We start from the raw sequence: 15,572 nt of genomic DNA on the forward strand, positions 1-15,572 counted from the left end.
GGAGAGTATTATGGAATTTTCAGAGCAACTTATAAACGGACTAGCATTAGGGAGTGTATATGCCCTCCTTGCTCTTGGGTATACAATGGTTTATGGAATTATTAAATTAATAAACTTTGCCCATGGAGAAATATATATGATAGGTGCCTTTTCAGGATACTTTGCAGCGAATACATTAGGATTTTCATTAGTGCCTACATTAATAGTTGCAATGTTAATATCAGCAGCGGCAGGGATAATTATTGAAAAAGTAGCTTATAAACCACTTAGAAATTCACCAAGAATAACCCTTTTAATAACAGCAATAGGGGTTTCTCTATTACTACAAAATGGAATGAGGTTAATAGTTGGGGCTAACCCAAAGGCATTTCCAGAGTTAATTAGAAATAAGGTTATATCTTTAGGTGGAGTTGAAATAAACAGTAAAACAATACTACTTCTTGCTGTATCAGCATTTTTAGTATTCCTACTTCAATTTATTGTTTATAAAACTAAAGTTGGAAAAGCAATGAGAGCAGCTTCTTTTGATACAGAAGCATCACAACTTATGGGGATAAATGTTAATAATACTATATCACTTACATTTGCCATAGGATCAGCACTTGCAGGGGTTGCAGGAGTTTTAGTTGCTATTTCATATCCAAGCATAACACCATATATGGGAACAATGCCAGGGCTTAAAGCCTTTGTTGCAGCAGTTCTTGGAGGAATAGGAAGCATACCAGGTGCGCTACTTGGAGGATTCCTTATGGGAATGATAGAAACTTTAACAAAAGCATATATATCAACAAGTTTCTCAGATGCTATAGCTTTTTCAGTGTTAATAATAATATTGTTAATTAAACCTTCGGGGTTACTTGGCAAAAAGACTAATGAGAAGGTGTAGGTGATGAATATGAAATGTATGAGCAAAAAAACATTAGTTAATATAGGACTTATAATTGGAACGTTTTTAATATTATTTATATTAATGACTACTAAAGTAATTAATTCATACTATGGTGGAATTATTATTTTAATTCTTATAAATATAGTTTTAGCAGTATCTCTTAATTTGATAGTTGGATTTACAGGGCAATTATGTTTAGGGCATGCAGGGTTTATGGCTATTGGAGCATATGTTTCAGCGGTTCTTTCAGTAAATATGAAATTGCCATTTTTTCTTTCAATTATAGTTGGAGGAGTTATTGCAGGAATATTTGCAGCTTTAATAGGATATCCAACTTTAAAGCTAAAAGGTGATTATTTTGCAATTACCACTTTAGCTTTTGGAGAAATAATTAGGGTTATAATTATGAATCTTGATTATGTTGGAGGAGCTAGAGGCTTTTCTGGAATTCCAAGAAAAACAAACTTTACTATAGCATTTTTAGCTATGGTTATAGCGATAGTTGTAATTTATAATATTATTCATTCAACTCAAGGAAGATCAATGGTAGCAATAAGAGAAAACGAAATAGCTGCAGAAGCTATGGGTGTAAATGCATTTAAATATAAAATGATGGCATTTATAGTTGCAGCTTTCTTTGCAGGGGCAGCTGGTGGGTTATACTCTCATCATATGGGATTTATACAACCAACATCATTTGATTTTGTTAAGTCAATAGATATTCTAACATTTGTAGTTTTTGGTGGTATGGGTTCGTTATCAGGGTCTGTAATAGCTACTGTTATATTAACATTTTTACCAGAAGGACTTAGAGAATTTAAAGAATTAAGAATGATTATATATCCACTTGCTCTAATTGTTTTAATGATATTTAGACCACAAGGGTTACTTGGAAATAAAGAATTATCACTTAAAGTGTTTGGTAAATTTAGAAAAAGAAAGGAGGGCTAAACTATGTTATCAGTAGAAAATCTTTCTATACAATTCGGAGGGTTAAAGGCTGTATCAGATTTTAATTTAAAGATAGGTTCAAAAGAAATTGTAGGACTTATAGGACCAAATGGGGCAGGAAAAACAACAGTATTTAATATGCTAACTGGAGTATATAATCCAACTGAGGGAAAGATATGTTATCTTGGAGAAGACATTCATGGTTTAAAGCCTTATAATATTACCAAGAAGAAAATAGCTAGAACCTTTCAAAATATAAGGTTATTTTCAACACTATCAGTGATAGATAATGTAAAGATTAGCTTTAACTATATGATAGATTACAATATGTTAGATTCTATTTTTAGAACACCTAGGTTTAGAAAAGAAGAAAAGGAAATAGAAGAGAAAAGCATAGAGCTTTTAAAAATATTTAATTTAGATGATAAAAAAGATGAAATGGCTAAAAATCTTTCTTATGGAGAACAAAGAAGACTTGAAATAGTTAGAGCTTTGGCAACCAATCCATCATTATTACTACTAGATGAACCAGCAGCTGGAATGAATCCAAAGGAAACTCATGAACTTATGAATATGATTGGTTGGATTAAGGAAAAATTTGAAATATCAATACTATTAATAGAACATGATATGAAACTTGTTATGGGTGTTTGTGAAAAAATAGTAGTATTAGACTACGGTAAAAAAATAGCTGAAGGAACACCAGCTGAAATAAAGATAAATACTAGGGTAATTGAAGCTTACCTTGGAGAGGGGGCATAAAATGTTAAAAATAGATGGAATTAATCTATATTATGATGGGATACACGCTTTAAAAGATATATCGCTAGAAGTGAAAAAAGGGGAAATAGTTACTTTAATAGGGTCTAATGGAGCTGGAAAAACTTCAACACTTAGAGCGATTTCAGGTCTTGAAAAGTATAAAAGTGGAAGTATAACTTTTAAAGGTACAGAAATTAATAAAGTGCCTGTTCACAAGGTAGTAGGTCTTGGACTTTCTCATGTGCCAGAAGGAAGAAAAATATTTGGAAACCTAACAGTATTAGAAAACTTAGAACTTGGAGCATATTTAAGGAAAGACAAAAAGGGAATAAAAGAAGATATGGATAACATATTTGAAAAATTCCCAAGACTTAAGGAAAGAATAAAGCAGCAAGCAGGAACATTATCAGGTGGAGAGCAGCAAATGCTAGCAATAGGAAGAGCCTTAATGAATAGACCAGAAATGCTTGTATTAGATGAGCCATCAATGGGTCTTGCTCCAATAATAATAAAAGAAATATTTAATATTATTGTAGAAATAAATAAAGCAGGTACAACTATTCTATTAGTTGAACAAAATGCTAATATGGCATTATCCATAGCAGATAGAGCTTATGTACTTGAAACAGGTAAAATAGTAATTCAAGGAAATGCAAAGGATTTACTATCAGATGATAGCATTAGAAGTGCGTATCTTGGTGAGTAATTACTTGGAATTAGTTAATAAAATATTAAAATATAAACATTTAAATATAAACTTTGATATAATTAATTTATATTAAGGTTTTTATTTTTTGTAGTGGATTAGGCATATGAAAATAAATGAAAAGTTAGTATTTTTATTATTTATTTTACTATGCATTACTAAAATTTAATTGGTGGTGAAAAATTTTATGGAAATAAAAAGTGTGAATTTAGAGTTTAATGAAGAGTTGAAACCATTAGAAAATCCCAAAAACATTATAATACATCATACACATAATCCAGAATTAACATTAGTAACAACACACAAGCTTCATCAAGAAAAATTCAAATGGGCAGGTATAGGTTACAATTATTTAATTGAAAAAGATAGTACAATTTTTGAAGCTAGGGGAATGTATATTGGAGCACATGCTAAAGGTCATAATGCAGTAGCTATTGGAATTGCACTAGTTGGGAATTTTGATGAGTTTTTACCTAGTAGTGAACAGTTAGAATTATTAATAGAACTTTGTACATATTTCATGTTTAAATATGATATAGAACCAAATAAAGTTTTAGGACATCGAGAATTAGAGGGAGTAACTAAGAGCTGTCCTGGGAGTAAATTTAATATGGATGAATTCAGAGAATTATTAAAGGTAAGAATAAGCAATAATAATATTATATAAGGATTCAAATAAACAATATAGAAGTAGCTGTAGGAGAAGCCACTTAATTTATATGTGCTTATTTATAAATTATAGTGTCTTTTTTCTTTATTAATAAAAGTTATTGACAAGATGGTGACATAGATGTAATATAGTTTGCATAGGAACTAAATAGTTCGCATGAGAACTAAGAGAGGAGAGTATTATGCAAAGTGGATTTGAATGTTTTGAAATAGCAATGCTTATTAAAGAGGTATATTCAAGTACAATGAATATAGTTAGTAAAAATTTAAAAGATAGTGGGTTAACTCACCAGCAAATTATGGTTATAAAATTAGTAGCTCATAAAAAAGAAATTACTATTTCACAGTTATGTGAAGAAATGTCCTTGGCCAAGGGTACTGTTTCAGGCATAGTACAAAGATTAGAAGATGCGGATTACGTGAAAAAAGTTAAATCTGAAAATGATAAAAGAAATACTTATGTTGTATTTTCAGAAAAAGGGCTAGAGTTTGCCAAGGAGTTTAGATATAAAATAAATGAAAGTTTTGATGAAGTTTTTAAAAATTTCACAAAAGAAGAAATGGATGAGGCAAAACAAGGCCTTAGAAAATTAAGAGACAAAATAAAGGAGAATGAATAATTATGGATGGAAAATTAATGTTTGCAATTATTACAATTACATTAGCACTTGTATTTTATACAGTAGGTGTATTTGGAGAGAGAAAAGCTAAAAGCTTAAATAAAAGACATGTAATAATATTCTGGCTTGGTTTAGTATTCGATACTACAGGAACAATGACAATGACTAGAATAGCACAAGAAGGAGCAACGTCTATTTCAGCAAATGCTCAAATAATTCATGGTATAACTGGTGTACTCGCAATAGTTTTAATGTTATTCCATGCAGGTTGGGCAACTTGGGTATTATATAAAAATAATGATGTTAAAAAACAAGCATTCCACAAATTAAGTATAGTAGTATGGTGTATTTGGTTAGTACCATATTTAGTAGGTATGGTTATAGGAATGAGCTAATAGGATTATAAAATATAAAATTTTAATAAAAAGGAGATGACTAAAATGAAAAAAAAGAAAAATTCGATTTTGCCACTATTTTTAACTGTTTTTATAGATTTATTAGGACTTGGGATTGTAATTCCTATACTACCAATGGTTCTATTAGATCCTAGCACTGGGATATTACCTATGGATATGAGTTTTTCTACAAGATCTATTATATATGGATTTTTAATTGCAGCTTATCCTATAGCACAATTTTTCTCTGCACCAATACTTGGGGCTTTAGCAGATGAAAAGGGTAGAAAGAAAATACTAACTTTATCATTGATAGGAACTTTAGTTGGATACTTATTATTCGGACTAGGTATTTTACAAAAAAATGTGTATCTTTTATTTTTAGGTAGAATATTAGATGGATTTACTGGTGGAAATATTTCTATTGCTCAATCATCAATAGCTGATATTAGCACAGAAAAAACTAAAGCTAAAAACTTTGGACTTATAGGAATGGCCTTTGGCTTAGGCTTTGTAATTGGACCTTATATGGGTGGAAAGCTATCTGATCCAAGCATTGTTAGCTGGTTTAACTATGATACACCATTTTGGTTTGCAGCAATACTTACTTTCTTAAATATAATATCTGTGATATTTAAATTTAAAGAAACATTAATAACTAGTAGGAAAGCTAATATATCATTTACTATAGGAGCTAAGAATATAAAGAAGGCATTTTCAATACCAAATTTAAAATCAGTATTTTTAACAGTATTCTTCTTAACTATTGGTTTTAATTTCTTCACACAATTCTTCCAAGTATTCTTAATAGGAAAGTTTAGTTTTAATCAATCACAAGTTGGGAATTTATTTGCATATATGGGAATATGGATAGCCTTTGCACAAGGTGGATTCCAAAGACCATTAAGTAAAAAGTATAGACCTAGCCAAATATTAAACTATTCAGCAATACTTTTAGCTATTGTATTACCAATGTTATTGTTACCAACTAAATCTATTTGGATATACGCTATAATACCATTTATAGCAATATTCCAAGGATTAACTCAACCAAATGGAACAGCAATAGTTTCTAATCAAAGTGACGCTAGCACTCAAGGCGAAATTTTAGGTGTAAATCAATCTGTACAATCACTTGCTCAAGCAATACCTCCAATAATAGCTGGCTTCGTTACAAGTATAGATTTAAGATTACCAATAATACTAGGTTCCGTTTCCATTTTAATAGGTTGGTTAATATTTAAAGTTTTATACAAAGAAAAACCACTCCCAACAAATACTGAATCTAATTTAGATTATATAAATGATTAATAATAAAATATATCTCCTCATCAATTTTTATTATTAATTCATATTTATAATATTATAAAAATCAAAATTAAAATCTATGAATTTAGAAGTGTATAAATAAATTCATAGATTTTATTTGTTTAGATATAAAACATAATATCACTTACGTTTGTGTATTTATTTGCTTCCTTAACTAAATCATTTAGAGTTATAGCGTTAAGGGTAGTATAGACTGTATTATCTAGTTTATCCCAAATTAATAAACTCATTGATTTTTCTATATGAATAGAATTTTTTGAAACGGAAGTATCGGTTTTTTCAAATAAGCCTATTTCAATGGCACTTAAGATATCAAATGCAGTTATATTATCTGGAGATTTTGATAACTGATATCCTCCTTGAGAACCTTTTGTAGATGTAACTAGGTTAGCTCTTTTTAAAAGAGAAAAGACTTGTTCTAAATATATCTTAGAGATACCAAGTTTTTCAGCAATACTTATAATTGTGATATACTCATTATTTTCATAACTTGTAGAAAGGCTTATCATAGAGGCTAGCCCATACCTTCCTTTAGATGAAATTTTCATTGTTAATTCCTCCAATACATAGCGGTTAGATATGCTTACATTATACTACTATTAATCTAAAAATGGTAAAAAAAATTATAATTAAAAAAGTATTGATAATTTTAAAAATTCAGAATATAATAATAACATACTAAACATATATGTTTATGAAAAAAGTTTTTTAAATAGGTAATAATATAAAAATAAAACATATACTATACTATGAATACATATAAAACATATATGTATAAAAATAATTAGGGGGCAAATATTATGGAAAAAATTTATAGAAGTTTAACAGATCTTATAGGAAAAACACCATTAGTAGAACTAACAAATTACAGCGAAAAAAACAAATTAAATGCAAGGATAGTTGCAAAACTAGAATATTTTAATCCAGCAGGAAGTGTTAAAGATAGAATTGCAAATTCAATGATTATTGATGCAGAAGAAAAGGGATTATTAAATAAAGATTCTATAATTATTGAACCAACTAGTGGTAATACAGGAATAGGGCTTGCTTTTGTTGGAGTAGCTAAAGGATATAAAGTAATTTTAGTAATGCCTGATACTATGAGTATAGAAAGACGTAGTCTTATAAAGGCATATGGAGCAGAAATTGTGCTTACAGAAGGGGCAAAAGGAATGAAGGGAGCTATGGCAAAGGCAGCAGAACTTGCATCAGAAACACCTAATTCATTTGTTCCAGGACAATTTAATAATTCTGCAAATCCAGATGTTCATAGAAAAACAACAGGACCTGAAATATGGGAGGATACAGATGGAAAGGTTGATATATTTGTAGCTGGGGTTGGTACTGGTGGAACTATAAGTGGAGTTGGAGAATATTTAAAAGCACAAAATCCAAATATTAAGATAGTAGCAGTGGAGCCAAGTGGATCACCGGTTTTATCAGAAGGAAAAGCAGGTCCCCATAAAATCCAAGGAATAGGAGCAGGGTTTATACCAGACACTTTAAATACAAAAATATATGATGAAATTATAAAAATTGAGAATGAAGTTGCATTTGCTACTTCAAGAGAATTATCAAAATCAGAAGGTATACTTGTTGGTATATCATCAGGAGCGGCAGCGGCCGCTGCTATAGAACTAGCTAAACGTCCAGAAAATGAAGGAAAGACTATAGTTGTACTTTTACCTGATAATGGTGAACGTTATTTATCAACACCATTATTTGCAGAATAATAAGGGTGGAATAGCTAATAATAAATTGACTCTGTTTTTTAAAACAGAGTCAATTTATTTATGCAAAAAAATTAATTTCTAGCAAATAAAATATTGATAAGTGAAAGATAAAGTGTTGAACAGATTAATCTAGAGTTTAAGAAATTGGGGAGATGAAAGAAAATAATATTAGAATAGTTTGAAAATATATAACGTTAATTATTTAACGATAATAATTATTAAATTAAACTTGAATTAACGGCAATTAAATCATATAATTCATTATAGTAGAAATTTTATGTGTTGGAAAATTATGCGATTGAAAAGGAGAATAACTTATGAAGACTTTAATAATTAATTGTGGTAGTTCATCTTTAAAATATCAGTTAATTGATATGGCTACAGAAAAATCAATGGTACAGGGATTAGTTGAAAGAATAGGAATTGAAGGATCTATATTAACTCAAAAAATAGAGGATAGAGATAAGTATATAATAAATACACCTATGAAAGATCATAAGGATGCTATAAAATTAGTTTTAGAAGCATTAGTAGATAAAGAAAATGGGATAATTAAATCAATGGATGAAATTGGAGCAGTTGGACATAGAGTTGTTCATGGCGGAGAAAAGTATTCAGAATCAGTGATTATAACAGATGAGGTGATACAATCAATTAAAGACTGTATTATACTTGCACCATTACATAATCCACCAAATATTACAGGAATAGAAGCGTGTCAAGAGTTAATGCCAAATACACCTATGGTAGCTGTATTTGATACTGCATTCCACCAAACTATGCCAAAAGAAGCTTATATTTGTCCGCTACCATATGAATTATATGAGAAATATGGCATTAGAAAATATGGATTCCATGGAACTTCTCATAAATATGTTGCAAATAAAGTTGCTAAAGTTATGGGAAAAAATATTGAGGATTTAAAGATAATAACTTGTCACTTAGGAAATGGATGTTCAATAGCGGCTATTAAAGGTGGTAGATCAATAGATACATCTATGGGATTCACACCTGTTGCTGGTCTTATGATGGGTACAAGATCAGGGAGTATTGATCCATCAGTTATTACTTTCTTAATTGAAGAACATGGATACACTATAGAAGAAGTAGATGATTTATTAAATAAAAAATCAGGAGTACTTGGAATATCAGGAGTTTCTTCAGATTTTAGAGATGTTATAGCTGAAGCAGATAAAGGAAATATTAGAGCACAATTAGCCCTAGATATATTCCATTATAAAGTAAGAGCTCAAATTGCTGCATATGCAGGAATCATGGGTGGAGTAGATACTATAGTATTTACGGCTGGTATCGGAGAAAACTCTTCATTAACTAGAAGAGAAAGTTTAAGAGGTTTAGAATTCTTTGGATTTACTATTAATGAAGAGAAAAATTCTATTAGAGGAAAAATTCAAGAAATTTCTAATGAAGGATCAAAGGTTAAGATATATCAAATACCAACTAACGAAGAATTAATGATTGCAAGAGATACTGCAAAATTAGTAAAATAGCAATAAATAGAAATATAAAATGGAAAATATTACACCCCAGGGGTGTAATATTTTTTTTCTGGTTCTTTTATTACGGTTAATTCTATTATTTCTAAATAAGCATTTCCATTTTCATATTTTATTTTCCCAAGTGCTTTAACCCAGGAACCATTTTTAATATTAGCAGTATTGGTAGTATTAGTACTATTATTTAAGTGGGTTTCTTTACAGAAGAGACTAATAGTGCTTAAATCTTGAAGACAACAACTAATAGTATCTCTTGAAATTAGGAATATATTTTCAGGTAAATGACCATTTCTATCTACATAACCAACTATTGATATTGTTTTATCAATATATTCAGAATCTATATTTAAATCTTCAATTAAATGATATTTATTATTATTATTATCAATAGAAATATAATTTCCAGTATAATTAAATTTAACTTGGTCTTCAGTTAATAATAATGAAGAGCTAATTGCGTAGCTAGAATTTATAGAAATATATGCTACCGCCATAAAAAGAGTAAATATTAAAGGAATAAATTTATTAGACATATCTATTCTAGACGGGAAGGTAAGGATTTTACTAAGCTGAAAAATAGTTAAAATAATAAATATAACAAATGAAAAATAACTATATTTAACCATTCTAGGGTTTACCAAACCATATATAGATCCACTTAAAATAAGATAGCCCCATAAAGATGTAAGCAAAAGTAATAAAATAAACCAAATTAATTCATCTAAATTAAAACGTCTCATAATCTACCCCCTAAAGCCCAAAGAATAATACTAAATAGGAAAATAAGGCTAGAATACTACAAGTTAAGAACATTAAAGAAAATACATATTTTTTTTTAAATGCTCCTAGTAGTAAAATAACGTTTTTCAAATCTAGCATAGGTCCTAGTATTAAAAAAGCAATAACTCCACTATTTCCAAATGAGGATAGAAATCCTTTTGCAACAAAGGCATCAGCTTCTGAACAAAGAGAAAGGAAGAAGGTAAGAAGCATCATAACAATTATCCCCATAGAAGGCATTATATTTTTAAAGTCTATGTTTAAAGAACCCATAGCAACAGATACTATTCCAGCTAAAAAAGCTCCTAAAATAAAATATCTGCTTATGTCCAAAAACTCTTTTGATGTGTGGTCTATTAAGTTTTTTAGGTTAGTAAAAAAGTTAGATTTCATATAAAGATTTTCACAGCCACAATCACAAGAGGATAAATAATCAGTATCATTTTTTATAACTTGAGTTTTCTTAGTTAATATTTCTAATATTAAACCTATAAGTATAGATATAAATAATCCACCAAATGCCCTTAAAAAAACAATGCTTAAATTATTAGAAAAGGCATAGTAGGTAGATAAAAGTACTATTGGATTAATAATCGGTACGGCCAGCATAAAAGTAGTAGCAGTTCCAACAGAAACACCTTTTTTTATTAAACTTCTTCCAATGGGAACAATAGCACACTCACAAAGAGGTAGAAAAAGCCCCATTAAGCTTGCTAATATTATTGATATTATTTTATTTTTAGGTAGAAATTTTTTTATGGTTTCTTCTTTAAGAAATAGTTGTATAATTGCTGAAATAATTGACCCAATTAAAATAAATGGTAGGGATTCAACTATTATACTTAAAAAGGTAGATAACCATGAATTAAATATTTCTGAATTTATAAAACTACTCATACAACATCCCTCTTAAAATATTTTGATAAAAAGTGTAATTTTTTTGATATTAATCCTCTGTTAAATAAATTGCTTTTTAATAAAGCTGTATATAATTCGCAGGAAGAATCAACACAAAGAATAAAAGCTTTTTGGTTTAATGTTTTTAGTTTTTTTAAACTAGGGCCAAGATCTTTATGGGATATAGCTAAGGTGTTAGTTACAGTAATTATATTTGCGCTAGCTATAAAGGGAGTTAAAATACCACCCATATTAAGTAAGTAGGAATCAATGGTTGTGCCATCACATAAAAAATAATTAGCCCCAGAATAAAATTCCTTATTTAAATCTTTTTTATTTAAATTTTCCCTTAGTGATTCTAAAGAAAGTGTGCCGTTAAATTCAATTATTACTCTGGATGGATTAAATTCATAAGTAGTTTCTAAAATAAAGCTTGAAAGTTCACTTAAATCATTATTAAAAGTAATAGTTTTAACCCGAGAGCAGTTATCTATAAATGTAACTCCGGACTCTAATTGAATTACTAAAATTTTATCATTTGGTATTATTGTTAAAGCGATTAGGGAATTAATAAAAGAGGATTTGCCAGCTCCTAAAAATCCAGTAACCACCTCTAAGCGTCTTCTCATCAAAATCTCTAATTAAAAAAACTTTTTAATGCATTTTCTTTTAAATCAGTACCTATAATTATAATTACATCTTCAGGTGAATAATTTAATTTCCGTATGTTAAATTCATTCGGCACAAAATCAAATTGATGTTTATTTCCATCAAGTAAATTTACTATACCTTTAGCTCTTAAAACATTTCCAAAATTAGATGAAGAGGAAAGAAATTCGAATTTTTTTATTAGTTCATCCTTGGAAAATCTATTCTTAACATAAATAGGAATAGATGAAAAAGTATTACTAGTATTTTCTGCAGTAGAATCTTTTAATAAAGTAGCTTTTGATTTAATAGGATTAGTTTTTAAATTGAAAAATGAATTGTTTGGAGTGAAATTTTTTATAACTTCACTACCTTTTAGAGTATCCCAAGGTTTTGTTATTAATAATGCTTTTCTATTAAGCCGCGATATTTTTAGTTTTGCCTCTAATAATTCAGACTCATTAATAAACTGACATCTACTAAATACTATTTTATCCGCAGAAATAACTTGATCCTTATAAAATTTCTTGAAATTATTTAAATAAACATCAATCTTTAAGGGATCTATAACTGTTATAACATTATCAACTTCAGTAATATCAATTAAATCTTTTTCTGAAAATATATTTTTAATATCAGATAATTTAGCAACTCCAGAAGGTTCTATAAGTAACCTAGTTGGCGAATAATCGGAAATGACTTGGAGTAAAGCATCTTTAAAATCTCCAGTAACTTGACAGCAAATACAACCAGAGTTAATTTCACGAACTTCAATATTTGTTTCACGAAGGATACCTCCATCGATGCTAACTTCACCAAATTCATTTTCAATAATAGCTATTTTTTCTGTGTAAACACCTTCTTCAAGTAATTTTTTCATAAGAAGGGTTTTACCAGCCCCTAAAAAGCCTGAAAATATATCAATCTTAACTTTCATAACTAACACTCCTAAAACTATATTATTAATCTACATTAATTGTATGATTAATAATTTGCTGATATTCTTTGGAAAAGTTTAAACATAAAAATCTATTGTAAGAATTAATAATATATTTCAGAGAAATAATAAATTAAAGCAAGATAAGAAATATTTTAATAATAATAATGGGGAATAAGTATGAATAAATTTAAAAGAAATTTAGCTGTTTTTATATGTATGGTTAGGATAAAATTTAGAGCAATGTTGGAACCTTCAAAACGGGTTATAAGGAATGGGAAGTTACATTTCCATTAAGCAAAAGTAGGATTTTTGCTTAATGGGGTTATTATTTTCCATAATTTACTTGGTTAGAAACACAAACTATTGTTTGTTATAGATGTTACGATATGTTAGACTTATCAAGTAAAAAAGTATCAGTAGGTATGTATTTGTTTATGATAAAGTATTTTAAACAAATATAGTATGAGAATATACTATTGATAAAGAAGGAGAAAGCATTTGAAAAATTTATTGCAAAAGAAATTTATAAAAACAATAATATTTTTACTTTCAGTTATCTTAATAACGGGACTAGCCTTATATGGTTATTATGAATATAACCAAAAGGGTATAGGAAACAAAAAGAATGAAGGGATAGCTTTATTTAAAGACGATAATTATGAAAAAGCTACAGAGATATTAAATGATTATTTAACAAATTATCCTGATGATAATGAAGTAAAAGAAATCATAAGTATCATAAAAATTTATAATGATAGTAAGGCTCATTTTGATAAAGGCAACTTTGAATTAGTTATTTCTACACTTGATACAATGCCGGAAAAAGCTAATGATTATCCCATAAAATCAAAAATAGATGAACTTAAAAATAATACAAATAATTCTATTAAAAAGAAAGAAATTGAAGCTGTTTTTGTTGAGCTAAAAGCTTTGATAGATAATGAAGATTACACTGGTGCTAAGGATATAATTACAAAATTAGAAACAATGGAATTAAGTAATGAAAGTGATGTAGAGGAACTAGCTAAAAATAAAAAGCTTGTTGAAGATTATTTCATAGATAAAGATAAGTTAGAAGCAAATAAAGATAAATTAGAAGCAGATAAAGAATTATCTGCGAATAAAGAATCACCAAAACCAACAAATAAACCACAAACAGAAAATAATAGTGAGGCAAAACAACCCTATATAGCCAATACTAGTGCAGCTAAGAACTCTAGTCAGTTACTAACTATAACTAGCACTGGCGGTTCAAGTGGTGAACTTATTATGTGGGAAAAGGATAGCCATGGTGTTTGGTATGAATATGATCGTATGTATGCAAGACTTGGATCAGGTGGAATGAAAGAAGCAAGCGAGGTATATGAAATGGATAAGTGTACTCCTACTGGTGTTTATAGTTTAACTGAAGCATTTGGGGTTGCGGAAAATCCAGGCTCAGGGGTTCGTTATAAACAATTAGATGGTAGTGAATATTGGATAGATGATTCAAATTCACAATATTATAATACCATGGAATTTGGAGAGGCAAATGGTAGGTGGCAATCAGCAGAACATTTAATAGATTATAAAAATGCTTATAAGTATTCATTAGTTATAGATTATAATAGATGGCCTACAATACCTGGGAAAAGTTCAGCAATATTTTTACATGTGGACACAGGAATTCCTACATTGGGATGCGTGGCAGTAGCACAAGATAAAATGGTTAAAATATTAAATTGGATAAATCCTAGTAGTAATCCAAAAATAGTATTAGGATTTGACGATAATTATATTTCTAAATTTTAATTAAATAATATACTGCACTTTCAAAAGAAGTGTAGTTGAGACTTAAACAGTTAAATGATTATTAGATATATAATCATTTAGCTGTTAATTTTTTAATAGACTATTGACAAATTCTTTAGTTGTAACTATAATGATTACAACGGGAACAATTAAGAATGATAATAAGTAGTAGATTTTAGTTGAAATATTTTTAATATAAATGTAACTTTTTTAGTTGCACAAAATAGACAACTATTTTTTTAAAACAGTTGTAACCGTAACAGTTACAGTCAAAAACAAAATAAAAATTGAGAGGATGATTATTTATGAAAATAGCATTAATTGGAGCAAATGGAAATGTGGGAAAAGTTATATTGAAGGAAGCATTATTAAGAGGACATGAAGTTACAGGAATAGTTCGTAATATATCAAAAAATGAAGAAAAACAGGCTAATTTAAACCTTATTGAAGGGGATATATTTGATGAAGAAAATATATCAAAGGCTATTGAAGGAAATGATATAGTTATTAGTGCCTTTGGTCCAAAGCATGGAGAAGAAAAAACTTTAGTAGAGGCTACTAAAAGATTGATAGCTGCAGTAAAGGAAGCTGGTATACCTCGTATTTTATCAATGGGTGGAGCTGGAAGTCTTCTTGTAGAGGGTGATATAAAATTAGTTGAAACAAAGGGCTTTCCTGAATCTTGGAAACCAATTGCATTAGCTCATGGTGAGGCTTTAGATTATTATAAAAAAGATAAAAACATTAATTGGACAAATTTGAGTCCAGCGGCAATACTTGAATCCGGAAAAAGAACTGGAGTTTATAGAATTGGTGAAAATTATTTGATAACAGATGAAAAAGGTGAAAGTCATATTTCATTTGAAGACTTTGCTTTTGCAATGCTAGAGGAAGTTGAAAAACCTAAGTTCTCTGGAAAAAGATTTACAGTAGGATATTAATTTG

Annotated in this window: 17 protein-coding genes; 12 read left to right on the forward strand and 5 right to left on the reverse strand. The window is 28.8% G+C overall.

Annotated elements, in window-relative coordinates:
• Positions 1 to 10: 10 nt before the first annotated feature.
• The 8 genes from BLS77_RS00560 (at position 11) to BLS77_RS00595 (ending at position 6,303) form a co-directional block, all read left to right on the forward strand.
• On the forward strand, positions 11 to 886 hold the full coding sequence (locus tag BLS77_RS00560) for a branched-chain amino acid ABC transporter permease (protein WP_089964813.1): 876 nt from the start codon (positions 11 to 13) through the stop codon (positions 884 to 886).
• 3 nt (positions 887 to 889) lie between these two features.
• Positions 890 to 1,840, forward strand: a complete 951-nt coding sequence (locus tag BLS77_RS00565) for a branched-chain amino acid ABC transporter permease (protein WP_242873896.1) — start codon at positions 890 to 892, stop codon at positions 1,838 to 1,840.
• A gap of 3 nt (positions 1,841 to 1,843) precedes the next feature.
• Positions 1,844 to 2,602 carry an ABC transporter ATP-binding protein gene (locus BLS77_RS00570; protein ID WP_089964817.1) on the forward strand — a complete coding sequence of 253 codons (759 nt, stop codon included), beginning with the start codon at positions 1,844 to 1,846 and terminating at the stop codon, positions 2,600 to 2,602.
• 1 nt (position 2,603) lies between these two features.
• Positions 2,604 to 3,308, forward strand: coding sequence for an ABC transporter ATP-binding protein (locus BLS77_RS00575; protein ID WP_089964819.1), 705 nt, complete (start codon positions 2,604 to 2,606; stop codon positions 3,306 to 3,308).
• Between the two features lie 187 nt (positions 3,309 to 3,495).
• Positions 3,496 to 3,975, forward strand: coding sequence for a peptidoglycan recognition protein family protein (locus tag BLS77_RS00580; protein WP_089964821.1), 480 nt, complete (start codon positions 3,496 to 3,498; stop codon positions 3,973 to 3,975).
• 184 nt (positions 3,976 to 4,159) lie between these two features.
• Positions 4,160 to 4,597 carry a MarR family winged helix-turn-helix transcriptional regulator gene (locus tag BLS77_RS00585; RefSeq protein ID WP_089964823.1) on the forward strand — a complete coding sequence of 146 codons (438 nt, stop codon included), beginning with the start codon at positions 4,160 to 4,162 and terminating at the stop codon, positions 4,595 to 4,597.
• A gap of 2 nt (positions 4,598 to 4,599) precedes the next feature.
• The gene (locus BLS77_RS00590) at positions 4,600 to 4,992 is read left to right on the forward strand and encodes an HsmA family protein (RefSeq protein WP_089964825.1); all 393 of its coding nucleotides are present in this window, start codon (positions 4,600 to 4,602) and stop codon (positions 4,990 to 4,992) included.
• A 45-nt stretch (positions 4,993 to 5,037) separates the two neighbouring features.
• Positions 5,038 to 6,303 carry an MFS transporter gene (locus BLS77_RS00595; RefSeq protein WP_207648669.1) on the forward strand — a complete coding sequence of 422 codons (1,266 nt, stop codon included), beginning with the start codon at positions 5,038 to 5,040 and terminating at the stop codon, positions 6,301 to 6,303.
• 119 nt (positions 6,304 to 6,422) lie between these two features.
• On the opposite strand, the gene BLS77_RS00600 is transcribed toward BLS77_RS00595, so the two are convergent.
• A complete protein-coding gene (locus tag BLS77_RS00600; RefSeq protein WP_089964830.1) occupies positions 6,423 to 6,869 on the reverse strand; it encodes an RrF2 family transcriptional regulator in 447 nt (148 codons plus the stop codon).
• Positions 6,870 to 7,121: 252 nt separating this feature from the next.
• Between BLS77_RS00600 and cysK the strand changes: the two genes are divergently transcribed.
• Positions 7,122 to 8,054, forward strand: a complete 933-nt coding sequence (gene cysK, locus BLS77_RS00605) for a cysteine synthase A (protein ID WP_089964832.1) — start codon at positions 7,122 to 7,124, stop codon at positions 8,052 to 8,054.
• Positions 8,055 to 8,371: 317 nt separating this feature from the next.
• Positions 8,372 to 9,565 (forward strand): acetate kinase, encoded by a 1,194-nt coding sequence (locus BLS77_RS00610; RefSeq protein ID WP_089964833.1) that lies wholly within the window; start codon positions 8,372 to 8,374, stop codon positions 9,563 to 9,565.
• A gap of 29 nt (positions 9,566 to 9,594) precedes the next feature.
• Here BLS77_RS00610 and BLS77_RS00615 read toward each other — a convergent pair whose 3' ends face one another.
• The 4 genes from BLS77_RS00615 to BLS77_RS00630 are packed head-to-tail and all read right to left on the reverse strand — an operon-like array spanning position 9,595 to position 12,833.
• Positions 9,595 to 10,311, reverse strand: a complete 717-nt coding sequence (locus tag BLS77_RS00615) for a TIGR03943 family putative permease subunit (protein WP_089964835.1) — start codon at positions 10,309 to 10,311, stop codon at positions 9,595 to 9,597.
• 10 nt (positions 10,312 to 10,321) lie between these two features.
• On the reverse strand, positions 10,322 to 11,248 hold the full coding sequence (locus tag BLS77_RS00620) for a permease (RefSeq protein WP_089964837.1): 927 nt from the start codon (positions 11,246 to 11,248) through the stop codon (positions 10,322 to 10,324).
• Positions 11,245 to 11,877 (reverse strand): GTP-binding protein, encoded by a 633-nt coding sequence (locus tag BLS77_RS00625; RefSeq protein WP_089964839.1) that lies wholly within the window; start codon positions 11,875 to 11,877, stop codon positions 11,245 to 11,247. Before BLS77_RS00625 ends, BLS77_RS00620 begins: the two co-directional genes overlap by 4 nt.
• An 8-nt stretch (positions 11,878 to 11,885) precedes the next feature.
• A complete protein-coding gene (locus BLS77_RS00630) occupies positions 11,886 to 12,833 on the reverse strand; it encodes a CobW family GTP-binding protein (RefSeq protein WP_089964841.1) in 948 nt (315 codons plus the stop codon).
• A gap of 501 nt (positions 12,834 to 13,334) precedes the next feature.
• Here BLS77_RS00630 and BLS77_RS00635 point away from each other — a divergent pair.
• Together BLS77_RS00635 and BLS77_RS00640 are read left to right on the forward strand one after the other, a co-directional pair.
• Positions 13,335 to 14,627: a L,D-transpeptidase family protein gene (locus BLS77_RS00635; protein WP_089964843.1), complete on the forward strand. Its 1,293-nt coding sequence runs from the start codon at positions 13,335 to 13,337 to the stop codon at positions 14,625 to 14,627.
• Positions 14,628 to 14,932: 305 nt separating this feature from the next.
• Complete coding sequence (locus BLS77_RS00640; protein WP_089964845.1) at positions 14,933 to 15,568, forward strand: NAD(P)-dependent oxidoreductase; 636 nt, start codon at positions 14,933 to 14,935, stop codon at positions 15,566 to 15,568.
• The last annotated feature ends 4 nt before the right edge of the window (positions 15,569 to 15,572 follow it).

This window comes from Clostridium gasigenes, assembly GCF_900104115.1.
GTDB lineage: Bacteria > Bacillota > Clostridia > Clostridiales > Clostridiaceae > Clostridium > Clostridium gasigenes.